General features: G+C 69.6%; 19 protein-coding genes and 1 pseudogene. 11 read left to right on the forward strand and 9 right to left on the reverse strand.

The window, feature by feature from the left end; all coding sequences use genetic code 11:
* Positions 1-32: 32 nt before the first annotated feature.
* Positions 33-1,277 (reverse strand): ribosome hibernation factor-recruiting GTPase MRF, encoded by a 1,245-nt coding sequence (gene mrf / locus ACYVJE_RS01970; protein WP_459158234.1) that lies wholly within the window; start codon positions 1,275-1,277, stop codon positions 33-35.
* Between the two features lie 97 nt (positions 1,278-1,374).
* Here mrf and rpmB point away from each other — a divergent pair, with 97 nt between their 5' ends.
* The 5 genes from rpmB to bluB all read left to right on the forward strand — a co-directional run bounded on the left by rpmB (position 1,375) and on the right by bluB (position 3,312).
* Complete coding sequence (rpmB, locus tag ACYVJE_RS01975; RefSeq protein ID WP_461142986.1) at positions 1,375-1,611, forward strand: 50S ribosomal protein L28; 237 nt, start codon at positions 1,375-1,377, stop codon at positions 1,609-1,611.
* The gene (gene rpmG, locus ACYVJE_RS01980) at positions 1,611-1,775 is read left to right on the forward strand and encodes a 50S ribosomal protein L33 (protein WP_459158232.1); all 165 of its coding nucleotides are present in this window, start codon (positions 1,611-1,613) and stop codon (positions 1,773-1,775) included. The genes rpmB and rpmG overlap by 1 nt, the downstream gene beginning before the upstream one ends.
* Before the next feature lie 13 nt (positions 1,776-1,788).
* A complete protein-coding gene (gene rpsN / locus ACYVJE_RS01985) occupies positions 1,789-2,094 on the forward strand; it encodes a 30S ribosomal protein S14 (RefSeq protein WP_461142987.1) in 306 nt (101 codons plus the stop codon).
* A gap of 2 nt (positions 2,095-2,096) precedes the next feature.
* Positions 2,097-2,333, forward strand: a complete 237-nt coding sequence (gene rpsR / locus ACYVJE_RS01990; RefSeq protein ID WP_459158230.1) for a 30S ribosomal protein S18 — start codon at positions 2,097-2,099, stop codon at positions 2,331-2,333.
* 298 nt (positions 2,334-2,631) lie between these two features.
* Positions 2,632-3,312 carry a 5,6-dimethylbenzimidazole synthase gene (gene bluB, locus ACYVJE_RS01995; protein ID WP_461142988.1) on the forward strand — a complete coding sequence of 227 codons (681 nt, stop codon included), beginning with the start codon at positions 2,632-2,634 and terminating at the stop codon, positions 3,310-3,312.
* Between the two features lie 252 nt (positions 3,313-3,564).
* Here the strand turns inward: bluB and ACYVJE_RS02000 are convergent, their stop codons facing one another.
* The gene (locus tag ACYVJE_RS02000; protein ID WP_461142989.1) at positions 3,565-5,196 is read right to left on the reverse strand and encodes a sigma factor-like helix-turn-helix DNA-binding protein; all 1,632 of its coding nucleotides are present in this window, start codon (positions 5,194-5,196) and stop codon (positions 3,565-3,567) included.
* A gap of 562 nt (positions 5,197-5,758) precedes the next feature.
* On the opposite strand from ACYVJE_RS02000, the gene ACYVJE_RS02005 reads away from it, so the two are divergent.
* A complete protein-coding gene (locus ACYVJE_RS02005) occupies positions 5,759-7,129 on the forward strand; it encodes an FAD-binding oxidoreductase (protein ID WP_461142990.1) in 1,371 nt (456 codons plus the stop codon).
* Positions 7,130-7,196: 67 nt separating this feature from the next.
* Complete coding sequence (locus ACYVJE_RS02010; protein ID WP_461142991.1) at positions 7,197-7,724, forward strand: pyridoxamine 5'-phosphate oxidase family protein; 528 nt, start codon at positions 7,197-7,199, stop codon at positions 7,722-7,724.
* Between the two features lie 9 nt (positions 7,725-7,733).
* Here the strand turns inward: ACYVJE_RS02010 and ACYVJE_RS02015 are convergent, their stop codons facing one another.
* Positions 7,734-8,390 carry an NUDIX hydrolase gene (locus ACYVJE_RS02015; RefSeq protein ID WP_461142992.1) on the reverse strand — a complete coding sequence of 219 codons (657 nt, stop codon included), beginning with the start codon at positions 8,388-8,390 and terminating at the stop codon, positions 7,734-7,736.
* Here ACYVJE_RS02015 and ACYVJE_RS02020 point away from each other — a divergent pair.
* The 3 genes from ACYVJE_RS02020 (at position 8,389) to ACYVJE_RS02030 (ending at position 9,583) form a co-directional block, all read left to right on the forward strand.
* Entirely contained in the window at positions 8,389-8,715 is a 327-nt protein-coding gene (locus ACYVJE_RS02020) for a hypothetical protein (RefSeq protein ID WP_461142993.1), read from the forward strand. The genes ACYVJE_RS02015 and ACYVJE_RS02020 overlap by 2 nt on opposite strands.
* 276 nt (positions 8,716-8,991) lie before the next feature.
* A complete protein-coding gene (locus ACYVJE_RS02025; protein ID WP_461142994.1) occupies positions 8,992-9,339 on the forward strand; it encodes a pyridoxamine 5'-phosphate oxidase family protein in 348 nt (115 codons plus the stop codon).
* Between the two features lie 94 nt (positions 9,340-9,433).
* Complete coding sequence (locus ACYVJE_RS02030) at positions 9,434-9,583, forward strand: hypothetical protein (protein WP_461142995.1); 150 nt, start codon at positions 9,434-9,436, stop codon at positions 9,581-9,583.
* A 145-nt stretch (positions 9,584-9,728) separates the two neighbouring features.
* Here the strand turns inward: ACYVJE_RS02030 and ACYVJE_RS02035 are convergent, their stop codons facing one another.
* From ACYVJE_RS02035 to ACYVJE_RS02045, 3 genes and pseudogenes are all read right to left on the reverse strand, one after another.
* Positions 9,729-10,181 carry a cupin domain-containing protein gene (locus ACYVJE_RS02035; protein WP_461142996.1) on the reverse strand — a complete coding sequence of 151 codons (453 nt, stop codon included), beginning with the start codon at positions 10,179-10,181 and terminating at the stop codon, positions 9,729-9,731.
* Between the two features lie 73 nt (positions 10,182-10,254).
* A complete protein-coding gene (locus ACYVJE_RS02040; protein ID WP_461143165.1) occupies positions 10,255-10,446 on the reverse strand; it encodes a hypothetical protein in 192 nt (63 codons plus the stop codon).
* A 55-nt stretch (positions 10,447-10,501) separates the two neighbouring features.
* A pseudogene (locus ACYVJE_RS02045) lies at positions 10,502-10,654 on the reverse strand (LysE family translocator); the annotation flags it as partial.
* Between the two features lie 323 nt (positions 10,655-10,977).
* Here ACYVJE_RS02045 and ACYVJE_RS02050 point away from each other — a divergent pair.
* Positions 10,978-11,133, forward strand: coding sequence for a hypothetical protein (locus ACYVJE_RS02050; RefSeq protein WP_461142997.1), 156 nt, complete (start codon positions 10,978-10,980; stop codon positions 11,131-11,133).
* A 127-nt stretch (positions 11,134-11,260) separates the two neighbouring features.
* Here ACYVJE_RS02050 and ACYVJE_RS02055 read toward each other — a convergent pair whose 3' ends face one another.
* The 3 genes from ACYVJE_RS02055 to ACYVJE_RS02065 are packed head-to-tail and all read right to left on the reverse strand — an operon-like array spanning position 11,261 to position 15,030.
* The gene (locus ACYVJE_RS02055) at positions 11,261-12,505 is read right to left on the reverse strand and encodes an MFS transporter (protein WP_461142998.1); all 1,245 of its coding nucleotides are present in this window, start codon (positions 12,503-12,505) and stop codon (positions 11,261-11,263) included.
* Between the two features lie 30 nt (positions 12,506-12,535).
* Positions 12,536-13,765, reverse strand: a complete 1,230-nt coding sequence (locus ACYVJE_RS02060; protein ID WP_461142999.1) for an ATP-grasp domain-containing protein — start codon at positions 13,763-13,765, stop codon at positions 12,536-12,538.
* On the reverse strand, positions 13,762-15,030 hold the full coding sequence (locus ACYVJE_RS02065; protein WP_461143000.1) for a class I SAM-dependent methyltransferase: 1,269 nt from the start codon (positions 15,028-15,030) through the stop codon (positions 13,762-13,764). Before ACYVJE_RS02065 ends, ACYVJE_RS02060 begins: the two co-directional genes overlap by 4 nt.
* Positions 15,031-15,674: the final 644 nt, after the last annotated feature.

The raw sequence follows: 15,674 nt of genomic DNA on the forward strand, positions 1-15,674 counted from the left end.
TGTCGGGTGGTGCGCTGTCTCACTCCCGCCGTTCAGCCCTCGCCGTCGGACTCGGCCGCCTCGGCGGCCCGGATCGCCGGATCCTCACCGCAGGGGTCGGCGTGCCACGTGCCGAACGGGTCGGAGTAGGCGGCCCAGCCCTCGCGCCCGGCGGCGAGCTCGGCGTCGGTGAGCAGGGCCCGGTGCAGCGCCCGGTCGACGTCCTCCGGGTCGGTGTCGTGGGTGATCACCACGAGCTCCTGCACCCGGTCGCCGTAGCGCTCGTCCCAGCTCAGCGAGGCCTTGAGGTAGCGCTCGGAGTCGAGCTCGGCGCGCTGCCCGGCGTCGAGCGCGGCCACCCACGGCCCGGCGTGCGCGACGCCGAGGCTGCCGCCCGCGGATTCGATCCACAGCGCGTCGTCGGGCTGGGTGGCCAGCCACACGCGTCCGCGTGCGCGCACGACGCCCTCGAGCAGCGCGTCGACCGCCGCGTGCAGCCGTTCCGGGTGGAACGGCCTGCGCTGCTCGAACAGCAGCAGCGAGACCCCGGCGTCCGGTTCGAACGGCGGTTGGCCGCGCAGCAGCGGTCCGAACGCCCCGTCGACCTCCCCGCGGCGCGCCGCGGCGGGCAGCCGTCCGAGCAGCTCGGGCACGTCGAGCCGTTCGAGGACGCCCCAGGTCGCGCTCGGCGCGACCCGCCGCAGCACCGCTTCGGTGCGGGCCTGCTGCCAGGGTTCGACCGCGCGGCCCGCCAGCACGAGCGCGTCGGCGAACTCGGCCTGCCCGACGGCGAGCTGGGCGACGGTGCGTTCGTCCTCGGCCGCGGCGCCGAGGCCGCGCTCGGCGAGCTCCTCGGTGCCGGTGGCGTCGTCGAGCCAGCTCGGCAGGTCGACGACGCACAGCACGGCGCCGATGGCGATGTCGTGCTCCAGGCCGCGCCCGTCGAGCTCGACGCGGGTCAGCGCCCAGCACAGCGCCTCCGGGTCGAGCGCCGGGTCGAGCCGGAGGACGATGCTGGTCACGTCCGGCTCGTCGGCGAGCCGGCGCAGCAGCGGCAGCAGGTCCTCGCGCAGCGTGCAGGAGACGCACCCGTGCACGAGTTCGAGCGCGGTCGTCTCGCCGAGGTCGCCGCGGCGCACCGTGCGCCGCACCAGGCCGTCGGAGAGCGCGCCGAGGTCGTGGTGCACGAGCACGGCGCCGGTGTCGGCGCGCACCGCCTCGGCGGTCGACGCGACCTGCTCGGGATGCATCCCCGCGACCACGAGCAGCGGCGTGCGCTGGTCCTCGGACGGTCCCATCCCCACCCCAATCGGTAATGGTTTTCATCTGCTGGTGGACACGCTATCCTGATCCCGAGCATAGATGAAAATGGATGTCATTATCGAGAGGTAGGTCATGTCGAAGCGGTGCCAAGTGACCGGGCGCGTGCCCGGGTACGGCAACCACGTCTCGCACTCCCACCGCCGCACGCGCCGGCGCTGGGAACCCAACCTGCAGCGGCGGCACTACTGGCTGCCGTCCGAAGGCCGCTGGATCCGCCTGCGCGTGTCCACCAAAGGCGTGAAGACGATCGACAGGCACGGCATCGAGGCGATCGTCGCCCGGATGCGGAAGCGGGGGGAGCGCGTCTGATGGCCGCCACCGAACAGCGACCGATCGTGAAACTGCGCTCCAGCGCCGGAACCGGCTTCACCTACGTCACCCGGAAGAACCGCCGCAGGACACCGGACCGGCTGCGGCTGCGCAAGTACGACCCCGTCGTCCGCAGGCACGTCGAGTTCCGCGAGGAACGCTGAAACGAGGAGCACCGTGGCCAAGAAGTCGAAGATCGTCCGCGACCAGCAGCGGCGCGAGATCGTCGCCCGCTACGCGCAGCGCCGCGCCGAGCTGAAGCGCATCATCTCGGCGCCGGACACCACGCCGGAGCAGCAGGAGCGGGCCCAGCGCGAACTGCAGCGCCAACCCCGCGACGCCAGCCCCACCCGGGTGCGCAACCGCGACGCGGTCGACGGCCGCCCCCGCGGCCACTTCCGCAAGTTCGGCCTGTCCCGCATCCGCCTGCGCGAAAAGGCCCACGCGGGCGAACTGCCCGGCGTCACGAAAGCGAGCTGGTAACGATGGCCCCTCCGCAACGCCGCCCGCGGCGCAAACCGAACCTGCTCGCGCGGGAGGGCGTCACCCGCGTGGACTGGAAGGACACCGCGCTGCTGCGGAAGTTCCTCTCCGACCGCGGCAAGATCCGCTCGCGGCGGGTGACCGGGCTGACCGCCCAGCAGCAGCGCGAAGTCGCCCGGGCCATCAAGAACGCGCGGGAGATGGCGCTGCTGCCCTACCCCAGCCCGAAACCCCGCTGAACAGGACGGGAGCGCGACCCCGCCCGCGGCTCCACCGCGGGCACGTGCCGCCCCGGGGAGCAACTCCGGCAGTTCCCCGGGCGGAGGGTCGCCGGCGGTGCGGTGACCGCGTCCGAGCGGACCCGGAACGCAGGTCCCGGCCGCGCGGCGGCCCCTCGCGGTGCCCGGTCGGGCAGGGCACGTCCCGACCGGGCACCGCACCCCGCCAGCGGCGGGCGCCACCACCGGCGGCAGGTGGCGGGCATCACCAGGACGCCCCGGGTCGGAGGCACCGCGCGACGGGGCAGGATGGTCGGCGATGACCGCACGAGAAGAACCGCCGCGGCTGGACGACACCGGACCGGGCACCGACCTGTACGACGTGATCAACCGGCGCCGGGACGTGCGCGCCGAGTTCACCGGCGAACCCCTCGACCCGGACGTGCTGCACCGGGTGCTCACCGCCGCGCACAGCGCGCCGAGCGTCGGCCTCTCGCAGCCCTGGGACTTCGTCCTCGTGCAGGACGAGGCCACGAAGCGCTCCTTCCGCGAGCACGTGCTCGCCGAGCGCGACGTCTTCGCCGCCGAGCTCGAGGGGGAACGCGCGGAGACCTTCTCCAAGATCAAGGTCGAGGGGATCCTCGAATCGACGCTGAGCGTGGTCGTGACCTACGACCCGGAGCGCGGCGCCCCCGCCGTCCTCGGCCGGCACGCCATCGCCGACGCCGGGCTGTACTCGGTGTGCCTGGCGATCCAGAACCTGTGGCTGGCCGCCACCGCCGAGGACCTCGGCGTCGGCTGGGTGAGCTTCTACCGCGAGGAGTTCCTGCGGGGGCTGCTGGACATCCCCGCGACGGTGCGCCCCGTCGCCTGGCTGTGCCTCGGCCCGGTGCACCGGATGGCCGATGCCCCCGACCTGGAGCGGCACGGCTGGCGCAGCCGCACCCCGCTCGAAGAGCGCGTGCACTACGAGTCGTACGGGCGCGGGAGCGAGCGGTAGGCCCATCGCGTCCGAAGAGGACTGATCCGTCCCCTTCGGACGCGGCGCTCCGTCGGGCAAGCGGCGCAGCCGCTTCCGCCCCACGCGCGCAGACCGACCCGACGGGGGTTCTCCGGCGCTGGCCTCGCGAGGACAGCCCGCGGGGCTGCCCCTGTCCCGGGGAGGGTGGTCGGGGGCAGCTGGGAGGTCGGGGGCAGCTGGGAGCCGGAGGTTCCCCACCCGACCTCCGACGTCAGCCGATCCGCGGACCCGTCAGCTCCGCAGAACTGCCGTGTAGACGGTGTTGCTGGCCTCGCCCCCGGTGTAGGGGTTGCGGAACGCGACGACGTGGGCCTGCGCGGTGGCGAACACCTCCGCGAGCGCTGCCGTGACCTCCTGCTGCGGCGGATCGTCCGACCACAGCGCGAAAACCCCGCCCGGGTGGAGGTGGCCGGCGAGCCGGCGCAGACCCGCGGCCTCGTAGAGCCAGGCGTGGCTCGGATCCAGCACGTGCGCCGGCGAGTGGTCGATGTCCAGGAGCACGGCGTGGAACCGCCGCCCCGGTGCCTCGGCGTCGAACCCGGAGCTGCCACCGGCCATCGCGAAGAAGTCCCCGTGCACCAGGCGGGTCCGCGGATCGGAGGTCAGCTCCTCGCCCAGCGGCAGCAGACCGCGCCGGTGCCACTCGATGACCTCCCCGAGGGACTCCACCACGTGCAGCGAGCGCACCCGCGGATCCTCCAGGGCGGTCCGGGCGGTGTAGCCGAGCCCGAGCCCTCCGACGACGACGTCGAGCTCGGCGGCGGAAGAGGCGGCCAGGCCGAGCCGCGCGAGTTCGACCTCCGCCGTGGTGAACGCGCTGGACATGAGGAACTCGTCGTCCAGTTTGATCTCGTGCACGTCCCTGTCGAGGGAGCGGTCCCAGCGGCGGCGCAGGCTGATCAGGCCGATCGGCGTCCCGCGCCAGTCGAGTTCTTCGAAACGGGCGCTCACTGGCGGCATCCTCCCTGCGGGCGGGAACAACGGCGGGCGGGGCGGCATCGGGCGGTTCGCGCCGCGGTCGCGGTGGCTCGGCGGCTCCGACGGCGCTGCGGGTCCGTTTCGGACCGCGGGAGCAGCGGCGGCCCGCCGCCGAGGCGCACCCCGCGGCGAGGAACCGCTCAAACTCGTCCGGAGCGCGGAACTCCCCTCCCCCGGCGGCCGCGCCGATCTGCCCGGCGCGCCGACGACCGGGGACGCCGCGCGTTCATCCGAGCCTACAGCCGCGGGAGGAGGGCGCTCGACCCCGGTGTCGGACCTGCCGGCCCCGCGGACGGGGTTGCGCGCCGACTTCGCCCTGCCACCGCCGTCGCTGACGAGCGCGACCTCCGCCAGCAACGCGGTGAGATCGCCGCCGCGGCAGGCGTCCAGGAAGCGCTCCGTCACCCGGCGCCGGGTCTGCCGGTCGGCGTCGAACCGCGGGCGGCGCGCCCGCACGTGCTCGCGCGCCCGGTGGGCGAGCTGCCGCACGCCCGCCGTCGAGCGCCCGAGGGTGGCCGCGATCTCCTCGTGGGGAAAGCCGAAGACCTCCCGCAGCACGAACACCGCGCGTTCGGCCGGTGCCAGCGCCTCCAGCACCACCAGGACGGCCGTCGAAGCGGACCCGGAGCGCAGCGCGGGCTCGGCCGCGCCCTCCCCGGCCTGCGCGGTGATCACGGGTTCCGGCAGCCACTGCCCCGCGTACGACTCGCGCCTGGCCCGCAGCGCCCGCAACCGGTCCAGCGCCAGGCGCGTCGCGGTGCGCACCAGGTAGGCCCCCGGCGCGGTGACCTCCGAGCGGTCGCCGCCGGACCAGCGCAGCCAGGTCGTCCTCCGCGTCGGCCACGCTGCCGAGCATCCGGTACGCCGCGGCGAAGCACTGATCACGGTGGTCCTCGAACTGCGCCGCGCTCCCGGTCCCCGAGTCGGCCGTGCTCCTGCTGCGCTCCCCTCCCCGAACGGCCGCGCGGCGGCGACGCCCAGCGGAACCGCCGGCCCCCGTCCGACCGGACTGATCAACCTACCCGGCGGATGCCGGACCGCGGGGACGATTTCGAGGAGGTGATCGACGGATCGCCGGGCTGAGCAGGGCGCGTCGAGCGGTCCTCGCATCGGCGTGACCGGTTCCGCCCCGCGGGGGCGGAGCCGTGCCGTCGCGACGAGGCTCGTCCCGCGGGGTTCGCAGGGCGCTGCGGCCGAGCTGCGCGCAGCGATCACCGCGGCACTCCTGCGGAAACCGCCCCTGGGGCCGTTCGCCCCTCCCCGCTGAGGCGGGACCGTTGCCCGGTAGGACGCGTTCCAGCCGGCGATGGCCCCGTCCTGCCTGGCACGCACCGAACGCCCGCCCCGCTGCATCCCGTTGTCGCAGACATCCGGGTCCTATTCCTCTGTCCGACTACCGGGGTGCGGCCGACCGTGAAGTGCACGGGCGTTCCGGGAGGTGGTACTGATGCGGACGATCACGATCGAGAAGCTGCGGGAACGCGTCCACGGAAGAGTGATCAGCCGGCAGGACGAGGACTTCGACCGGGCCCGCCTCGTCCACAACGGCATGGTCGACCGCCGGCCGCACGTGATCGCGCAGTGCGCCAACGCCGGAGACGTCATGGCCGCCGTCGACTACGCGCGCGAGGAGGGGGTCGACCTCGCCGTACGGGGCGGAGGGCACAGCGTTCCCGGATTCGGGACCTGTGACGACGGCATCGTCGTCGACCTGACGCCGATGCGCGGCGTGCGAGTATCCCCGGCGAACCGCACCGCACGGGCCGAGGGCGGCGCGACCTGGGGCGACTTCAACGCAGCAACGCACGCGTTCGGCCTGGCCACCACCGGGGGCATCGTCTCCACCACCGGCATCGGTGGGCTCACCCTCGGCGGCGGCATCGGTTACCTGGCCCGCGGCCAGGGCCTGTCCTGCGACAACCTGGTCTCCGCCGATGTCGTCACCGCGGACGGCGAGCTGGTCGTGGCCGACGAGCGGCAGCACGCAGACCTGTTCTGGGCGCTGCGAGGTGGTGGCGGCAACTTCGGAGTGGTGACCTCGTTCGAGTACCGGCTCAGCCCGGTGGGCGACATCTACGGCGGTCCGATCTTCTTCGACATCGACCAGGCGTCGAACGTGCTGCGGTCCTTCCGCGAGTTCATCGCCGATGCCCCGGAGCAGCTCGGCGCGTTCCCCGCGTTCCAGATCGCACCACCGCTGCCCTTCATCCCGGAGGAGCGGCACGGCGACACGCTGATGGCCGTCGTGGTGTGCTGGTCAGGACCGGTGGAAGAAGGCCCGAGCGCCGTGCGGCCGTTGCACGACATCGCCCCGGTCGTAGCCGAACACGTCGGCCCGATGCCGTATCCGATGCTCAACAGCGCGTTCGACGCGCTCGTCCCACCGGGGCTCCAGCACTACTGGAAGGCCAACTTCGTCGACGAACTGACCGACGCGGTGATCGCCGCCCACGTCCAGTACGGGCCGAAGGTGCCCGCCGTGAACTCAACGGTGCACATCTACCCGATCGACGGGGCGTGCCACCGGGTCGCAGCGGATGCCACCGCCTTCGCGTACCGGGGCGCGAACTTCGCGACCGTGATCGCGGGAATGTGGCCCGACCCCGCGGACAACGAGGCCAACATCGACTGGGTCCGGAACTACTACGCCGCGACCGCGGCGCACTCCGAGGAAGGCGGATACGTCAACTTCATGGCCGGTGACGACCAGGACCGGATCCGGGCGAACTACAAGGGCAACTACGACGGACTGGTCGGGGTGAAGCGGAAGTACGATCCGCACAACCTCTTCCACCTGAACCAGAACATCCGCCCGTGAGGTCGCTGTTCAACACGAGCGGTTCGCCGACCCGGAACTGTCGGCGGTCTCCGGCAGGATGTGCGGCATGTACGAGACCGAAGCCGAGCTCGACGAGCTCCAGCAGCTGCTCGACGCCTCACTGGCCCGCTCGACCGACCACCTGCGCTCCATCGTCACTGGTGGGAGCACCTTCACGGCGCGGCAGCTCGTGGCGGTCGCCACGGGCACGTGCACCCTCGCGCTCTCCACGGTGACCGCCCGGGGCGAGCCGCGGATCAGCGGCGTCGACGGCCACTTCCTGCACGGCAGGTGGATCTTCGGCACCGCGAGGTCGGCCGCGAAGGCCGCGCACCTCCGCGCGCGCCCCGCGGCGAGCGTCGCGCACATGCGCGGTGAGCAGCTCGGGGTGTTCGCCCACGGCGCGGCCGAGACCCTCAACCCGGACGAGGGGCCGGAGGACCCGCAGTGGCCCGCGGTGCTGGAGCACCTCACCGGGCACTACGGGGACTCGCCGCTGAACTGGGGCGACGTCGTCTACTACCGGCTCGAACCGCACTGGATGGTCACCTACGGCGACCCCGAGGCGCTGCGCGGCGGTGCTGGGGGCGAGTAGGGACCGGGGTCAGTCGAACTCCGCGGGCAGCGTCCGGTCCCGCCAGTGGCGGTGCATCAGGTGCAGCTGCGTTTCGAGGACCCGCGAGTGCGACAGCGGCGGGAGCGCGTCGAGGGGGAACCAGTCCGCGGACGAGGTTTCGACCGAGTCGAGCGCGAACCGCTCCCGCTGCCGGCACAGGAAGAAGAACTTGTGCACGTGGAAGGCGAAATGCGGCCGGTGCCCCTGCTTTTCGCGGTCCAGCACGGCTACCAGCTTGTCCACGTCGACGGTGATGCCGGCTTCTTCCCGCACCTCCTTCGCGACCGCCTCGGAGGGGGATTCCAGCACGTCGCACCAGCCGCCGGGCAGGGTCCAGCGGCCGTCGGAGCGCTCCTGCACGAGCAACACCTCGCCGTCACCGCCGAAGAGACCGCCCCGCACATCGATTTTCGGAGTCGCGTAGCCGGAGTCGAGCGCGACGATCCGGTGCACCTGCTCGGCTCCGCCGTCGCTGACGAGCTCCATGAGCTCCTCGGCGGAACGCCGCACCTGTTCGTACCGGTCCCGGTCGTAGGGGTCCCGCGCGTAGGTGAGCCCGTTCTGGGCGGTGGCGAGCAGGGCGAGGGCTTGCCGGCGGATCAGCTCGGCCTCGTCGCTGGAGGAGGTCGCTTCGCTGGAGGTCATGGCCGCAGTCTCCGGGATCGGTACCAGTTGCGCAGGACCGATCCCACGCCATCGCGCCGGCCGGTGGCAATGGACCGGGAACGGGAACGCTCCGGCCTGGTGGGGGTGGCTGGCACGTCCACGCCGCAGCTGCCCGGACCAGCGAGCCCGGGCCCTTCCCGGCCAGGGCGGCGAGGTTCCCGTCTTCATCCTCGGCTCGCCCGCGTTCGGCGCGGCGCTCGCCGCACGCACCCGGGGCGACGAGCTCGCCATCATGACCGAGACCTGGGACCTGGAGGACCGCATCCGCAGCTGCGACGTGCTCGCCGAGGCCTGGCGCGGTTGAGCGGTGCGCAGTGCGCCAACGCGGCACCAGGTGCGCTGGCGAGGCGCGCGCGCCTGGCCGAGACCAACGCCTTCCCGCGGCACATCGGCAGCCCCTCGCCTCCGCCGCCCCGTGCGGCAGGCGGGGTGCGTGTTGACACTCGTCGCGGGAAGTCCGACCTGATGCTATGACGTCTCCCGAGGAGCAGCTGTGCGACAGAACCTGGCAGCGGTTGACCGCCTCGCCGCAGGTGAGCACCACCTCGCCGTGGTCGCGACGACATGAGCGGACGGCACCGTGCAGTCCTCCGTGGTCAACGCCGGCGTGATCCCCCATCCGATCTCCGGGGAACGTGTGGTCGCCTTCGTCACCTACGGGGCGGCGAAGAAAGCCCACCTCCGCGCGCGCCCGGCCATCACGCTGACCTTCCGCGCGGGGTGGGCGTGGATCGCAGTGGAGGGAACGGCCGAGCTGATGGGACCGGACGACCCGGAACTCGATCCCGAGCGCCTGCGCGTGCTGCTCCGCGAGATCTACCGCGCGGCCGGTGGTGAGCACGACGACTGGGCCGAATTCGACCGCACCATGCAGCAAGAGCGCCGAACCGCGGTGCTGGTCACCCCGGAACGGATCTACGGCAACTGACCGCCTCCGAACCGGAGCAGGAAGCCTTCAACCGCCAGCCGTGGCGCGAAGGACTGGCCCCCGACGAGCACTACCTGCTCGACATCCACCAAGGGTGGTCGGCGAAGCCTCGTCCGAAGTGCTCAGCGTCTTCGCAGCCGACCGAGCCGAAGCCGAGCGCGTCGCGACCGCCGTCGGTGGTACCGGCCTGATCGCCGAAGCGACCCCGATCACCACCCCACCCCAGTGGCCCTGGCAGGCATGACCCGGCGGGCACCCGGGCACCGACCTCCCCACTTGTCGGCGACGTCGGACAGCGCTCATCGAGCGGAGCGGGGCGCGGCGGATCCGGGATGGGCCTGACCGGCGGTGTAGCGGTTGGCCAGCCCTCAGCGAGGATCTCGCCGTGCTCAGAAGAACCGCTGGATCAGCGCGAGCACTTCGTCGCGGTCGGTGGCCTCCTCCTTGGCGCGGAAGAACTCGTCCAGGTGGCCGGGTGTGACGACGAAGAGGATCGTCGACGGCCCGTCGAGGGAGCGGAAGGTGTGCGGCAGCCCGCGCGGCAGGAAGAAGGTGCTGCCCGTTCCGCCGGTGAAGGTGTCCTCCCCGCAGTCGACCTGCATCGTCCCGTCGAGGACGACGATGGTCTCGTCCTCGTGCCGGTGCTCGTGCAGTGGTGGCCCCTGCCCGTCGACGACGGTGCGGTAGATCGCCAGGCCGCCCCCGGTGGAGGCGTTGGAGGCCTTCACCTCCCCGTCGCGTCCGGGCACGCCCTCGTCCGGCCCGAGAACGTAGCCGCGGGTCGGCGTCGGCGCGGCCTCGGCGGTGGCGCGACTGACCTCACGCGGTGGGAGGAACGACATCACCGTGAGCATACCTCGCAGCCGTCATACCGGATGCGGATCCGCAAGTGACGCTGGAAGCGGGGGTGGTCGGTTACCGCTGCACGGCCAGACTGATTCCCAGGGCAACGAAGATACCTCCGGTTGCGGCGTCGAGCCGGCGGCGAGCGGCGTGTCGACTCCGGATCCACGTTCCGATCCGACCGCCCAGCACACCGACCGTGCCGTCGACGAGGAACTCCAGCACGATCAGGATGGCGCCGAGGAAGATGAACTGCAGCCGCACGTGCCCCATTTCTGACGCCGAGGTAGACCGAGTATGCGGCCCCGATCAGCCGCACCACGGTGAACGCCGTCGGCACCGCAGCGAACGACGCGGCGAGTCCGGCCGCTGCCACAGCAACGTGCACGACTTCACTGCTCGCCACTCCGGCCGTGGCGAGCAAGCCAGCACGGGGACCGCCCCGGCTTCTGCACGCCAACACGAACAGCATGTCCGAGGCCCGGGATGATCATGGAGGTCGTCGCGACGAAAGCCACGAGCAGCTGCTGACCGATCGATATGACCAGCCTCGTTGCATGCGACTCAACGACCAGTACTGCGCCGACGAGCGCAACCCCGCTCCATGCATCAACTCGATAGATCGCGCGATCCCCCAGATCCGCACACGCTGGTGCATGTCCGCAGGCCGCGCTCGAGGCGCATGCGCATGGTCGCGCGCATCGGCAGGGCCGCTTCGATCGGCGAGACCCCGTGCACGCGGCGGGTTTCCGCGCTGGTTCGCAGCTGCCGCCGGCCGGTTGGGCGCCGAGGACGATGGAGAACTCCTGGCGGACCTCGCCGTCGTCGCAGGAGATCGCCGACTACCTCGGCCACGAGCGCGTGAGCATGACCCAGGACGTGTACATGAGCCGCAAGACCGCGGGCAGCTCGGCCGCCGAAGCGCTGGCCTCACTGGAGACCGGCACGTGAGCGAAAGGTGGCAACAAGGTGGTAACCGATCTTGACCCCGCTCGGTTACCACAGCTGTGCCCTGCGCTGAAGCGCCCCCGGCGGGGCACAACGCAGACGGTCCCCTCCGCCGCCAGTTCGGACATTGTTACTTCGACGGCGAAGTCCCATGGCTGTTGTTTGACCATGTCAACCGTGTTAGGAGCGCACCTGCCAGCACGGCGAGAGCAGCGATCAAGACCGCCGTCCCGGGGCCTCCCTGATCCATGAGGAGGCCTGCGAGAGGGGCGGCGCATCCCGCTCCCACAGTGGTGGCGGTCGTCTGCCATCCGAACGCCTCACCACGACGCGCTGCCGGGGCGGAGGCCGCAACGGCGCTGTACAGCGCTCCAAACATCGGGGCCAGCGTGGTTCCCCCGGCAACAAGTACTGCTCCGACCAGAACCGGCGAAGGACGGTCCAGGAATGGAGGCAGTACAGCCGTCAATGCCACTACGCCCAGGGCCGTCCATAGAAGTCGCCGCCCCAGGTCAGGCGTGATCCATCGTCCCGAGGCAGTGAAAACTCCTCCCAACAGCGAACCGGCCGCCCAGAGGGCCGCCAGAACCCCAGCCAGCACAGGGGTACCGCGCTCGCGACTCCAGGCGACCAACGCCAGGTCCACCATGTTAATCATCATGATCGTGATAAATGTCGCCGTCAGCGCGACCAGGAAGAGCCGCCCCATCAGCACTGACTGTTCCTTGTCGCCATCCGTCGTGGTGGCCGGATCGGACAGCGCCGTTACGCGCCCCAACTTGCGAACCCGCAGCCCCAGACCGATGTTTCCGGCGGCGGCGATCACGGCGACCGCGACCACTCCGGCCTGACTGCCCAGTAAGGAAGCGACCGTGGCGACAGTCATTGGAGCGAGGATGAACAGCACCTCCTGCCCGCTGGCATCCAACCGGTAAACGCGGTCCAGTTGTCCACCCTGCCGCAATGTGGCCCACGTTCGCCTCGCGACTTGCCCACCCGGCGCACTGAGCAGGCCGACTGCGAGCGCTACGGCGGGCGACCATGGGCGCAGTGGAACAGGGAGAAACGCCAACCCGAGAAGCCCCGAGGCGTACGCCGAGCTCGTCAATGGCAGGACCATCGCTGCCGGGGCACGATCGACGAACCTTCCCATCAGCGGTCCTGAAAGACCTTGGCCGACCGCCAGGCCAGCGATTGTCGTGCCCGCGGCGGCGTAGGACGCTCCCCATCCCGTAACCAGGAAGGTCAGTGCGATTGTTGTGACGGTGAGGTGCATTCGGGCCGCCAGCCCGAGAACGAACACCCCCACCGCGCCCCGTATCGGATGAACAGCATCGTGGACGGCTATCCGGACCGTACGGACGGCGGCGATCACGACGGCACCCCTGCCGTAGTGCGCAGACCCTTAACGGGCATACAGAGACTCCGCTTCCAGCTGCCTGATCATTGTGTAGTCTCGTTCGATCTCGCTTCTGTCCTGAGCGACCAGGTACAACGATGCGGGTGTCGTGAACAGGTCCACGGTCCGTTCGACAGGCAGCCCCGGATTCACCTCGCCGATGGTCGCCCGCAATGTCGGCAGTCCACGGATGGTTCGCGTCGCGGGCCCATCGGAGAACATGCCGTCAAACGGGGCGATCAGGTTCACCACTGTCATGTGTTCCTTGTAGGGATAGGCGGACCGCGACCGTTCCAGGATGTCGCCCGGATTGGTGTAGCAGTCTGCCGTGAGCGTGACGTGGCTCTGGCCCTGGGCCTCCACAACGACGTCGGAATCGATTGTGCCCTGCATCCGGGCCGCCGTCTCGATCAACACCGGTCCATCCGGGGTCATCATGACCTCGGTATGAGCAGGACCCCAAGTAACGTCCAATGCGTCGAGGACCTTCAGCACGTAGTCGCGGAGGATGTTCTGTACCGCATCGTCGGGAGGAAGCAGGTCCTCTCGCTCATACACCGAGCGGCCTCCATCAACGTCGGCCCTGACGTCGGACCACATCTCAGCAACGTAGTGGAACCCGTCGACGGTCACAGTATTGACGTAATACTGGTCACCGACGAGATACTCCTGCACTAGGACCTTCTCGTTTACCGCCCGCATCTGGTTGTTATTACCGAGCAACGCTGCGAAGGCCTCGGCCGCTTCAGCTACGGTGTCGCAGAAAAACACGCCGTCAGATCCGGCGCTGTTAATCGGTTTGACGACCACCGGAAGTCCGACCTCCGCGAGGAACGATCGCATGGATTCAAGCGACGTGAACGTACCCGACCGAGGAGCACGCAGTCCCGCGCGTTCGACGGCGAACGCCATCGCATCCTTCTCCCGGCGTACCACACTGGTCGACGGATCATTGCAGACCAGACCCATTCGGAAGGCGATACGATCGGCCAGTTCCACGCCGATTTCGGTTCCCGCGACCGCGGCCTCAACGTTGTGTCGGGACAGCTCCTGCACGGTCGTTTCCAGTTCCTCGTGCTGAATGATCGATGTATACAGCTCGGTACGGATGCTTTCCGCATAGCCGTCCGGCAGGGCGCGGGAACTCACCACAGCGACGACACCATGTCCACGTCGGTGGAGTTCCGACGCCAAAGCGGCACCCGTGGAAAAAGGATCGATGACCGCGATGTTCACGCCGTAGTCCCCTCTCTAGTCGCAACGAGCTCACAATGGCCGAGATCCGCGAGCGTCGCCAGCAGCGCCGCAGTCGGAACAAGAAGAAACCGGGCGCGGGCAGGCTCTGTAGCCATTTCCCTGGGGAATATCCAGTTGGTGACCGACAGCAGATCCGAACATTCGTCGACAGCCTTGAGCACGTCCCCCAGTCGGGCCAGCGGCGCTGTAACCGTGCCTTCGTCGGCATTCTCCCAGAACCCGTCCGGCAGGTCCTGGATCTTCGCGTAGTACCGAGCCCGGATGAGCTCCTCATCCAGCATGGGACTGTTCTCCCTCGGAAAAATGCGCCCCGTGACAGCCTTCGTCTGCCAACCGGTCAGGTCCACGAAGGACACCTTGCCCGTACCGCCCGATCGTGCGACCAGGTTGGACGCGAAGTAGTGTGGCATGCCGAGTCCGCTCGCATGTTTGTCCATCACGTCGATCAGCTCGTCAGCGCACATGCCGGAGTTGTGTGATATAGCGTTGCGCGCAGTCAATGCACTACGGACCTCTACCGGTACTGCGCTCTCGCTGACTACCGTGACATCATAGCCAGTGGCCTCGGCGAACTCACGGATGTCAGACAGCAGCAACAGTCCGGAATCGTCACCGAGGCTCTGGAAGCGCATCAGAAGCGTGCCAGTGTCGGGGTCGAGTAGTTGTGCCGCCTTGCGTAGCAAAACCCGCATGAGCTCGAGGCCGTCGAAGCCGCCGTCGCCTTCAGGGGGGTAGGACACCGACGGCGGCACCGGAACGCCCGGCAGGTTGGCCGCCACGCAGTTGAACGCTACGTCGTCCCCAAGCTCCTCGAGCCCTCGTCGCGCTACGGTCACAGTTGACTCCGTACCGTTAAGTCGTGCTGTGATGCGGCTTGCCGCCACACACTCCTCGACGACGTCGACGGCCGTAACTGAGTCGCAGGACTCTGCCAGTGCTGCACTGGTCAACCCGGACCCCGACCCGACATCGAGTGCTCGACCGGTCGGGCGGTTCATCCTGATGGACTCGACGAAGCGCAGCCCATCCTCACCCAAGTACACGTGACCGCCACCCGAGCTCTGTCCACGGTCACACACCGCCATTAGGCCAGCATACGAGGTGAGCACCCATTCTCCACCTCGGTAGTGACCCGACGTAGAGGAGGGGGCGGCAAGGCCTGCCGCCGTCAGCGCATCGGCGGCAGGTATGTCACTCAGCCGGACCTCCCCACCCAGGTGACACAGCCGCACGATCTCGTCCACACCCGTCAGATCTTGCTGGTCCGGGGCTTGGATGCTCCACGGCCAGGGCTCATAAGACGAGAACTGTCCACGTCGCAGTGACTCGATCTGAGCGCTTGCCTGCCTTTCCGTGAGCAGGTCGCGAATGGCCCTCCACGTAGCTTTGTCATGCTCCGTTTCGCGCCCGGACAGTGGTGCCTCTAACATAATTCGCTCCTAGCGCCAGTGCAAGCGCAGTTCGGACGTATCGCTGCAGCGCCCCACGCGGATGTGCTCGCATTCCTACACGAGTCTCGGCGGAGTCGCACGTGATGACGGAAGGACCCCAGTGTCCAGAATGACGGATCGCGGAAACGAACCGACGCCGAGTGAAGCTAGCACGGAATCTAGCGGCAGTCCAGAGGCGTTCGGATGGAAGCCGTGTCAGACGGCGTCCAACACGTGACCGCCCCATCCGCCAGGCTCTACTTCACCGGCTGACTCCACATCGCGCTCGTCGTGGTTCGCCGCTGAAATATGCAATCGAGATTGCTATACCAAACGCGCCGCCCACCCGCAATGCCCCGATGGTCGCAATAAATCGGACGCACAGATCCAGACGGGCCAATATCGCTCCCCGTAAGGAGGGAGCAATCTTCATCTGTTCTGCTGAGAAGCTTGCGCCT

It is taken from the genome of Salinifilum aidingensis, from assembly GCF_054782015.1.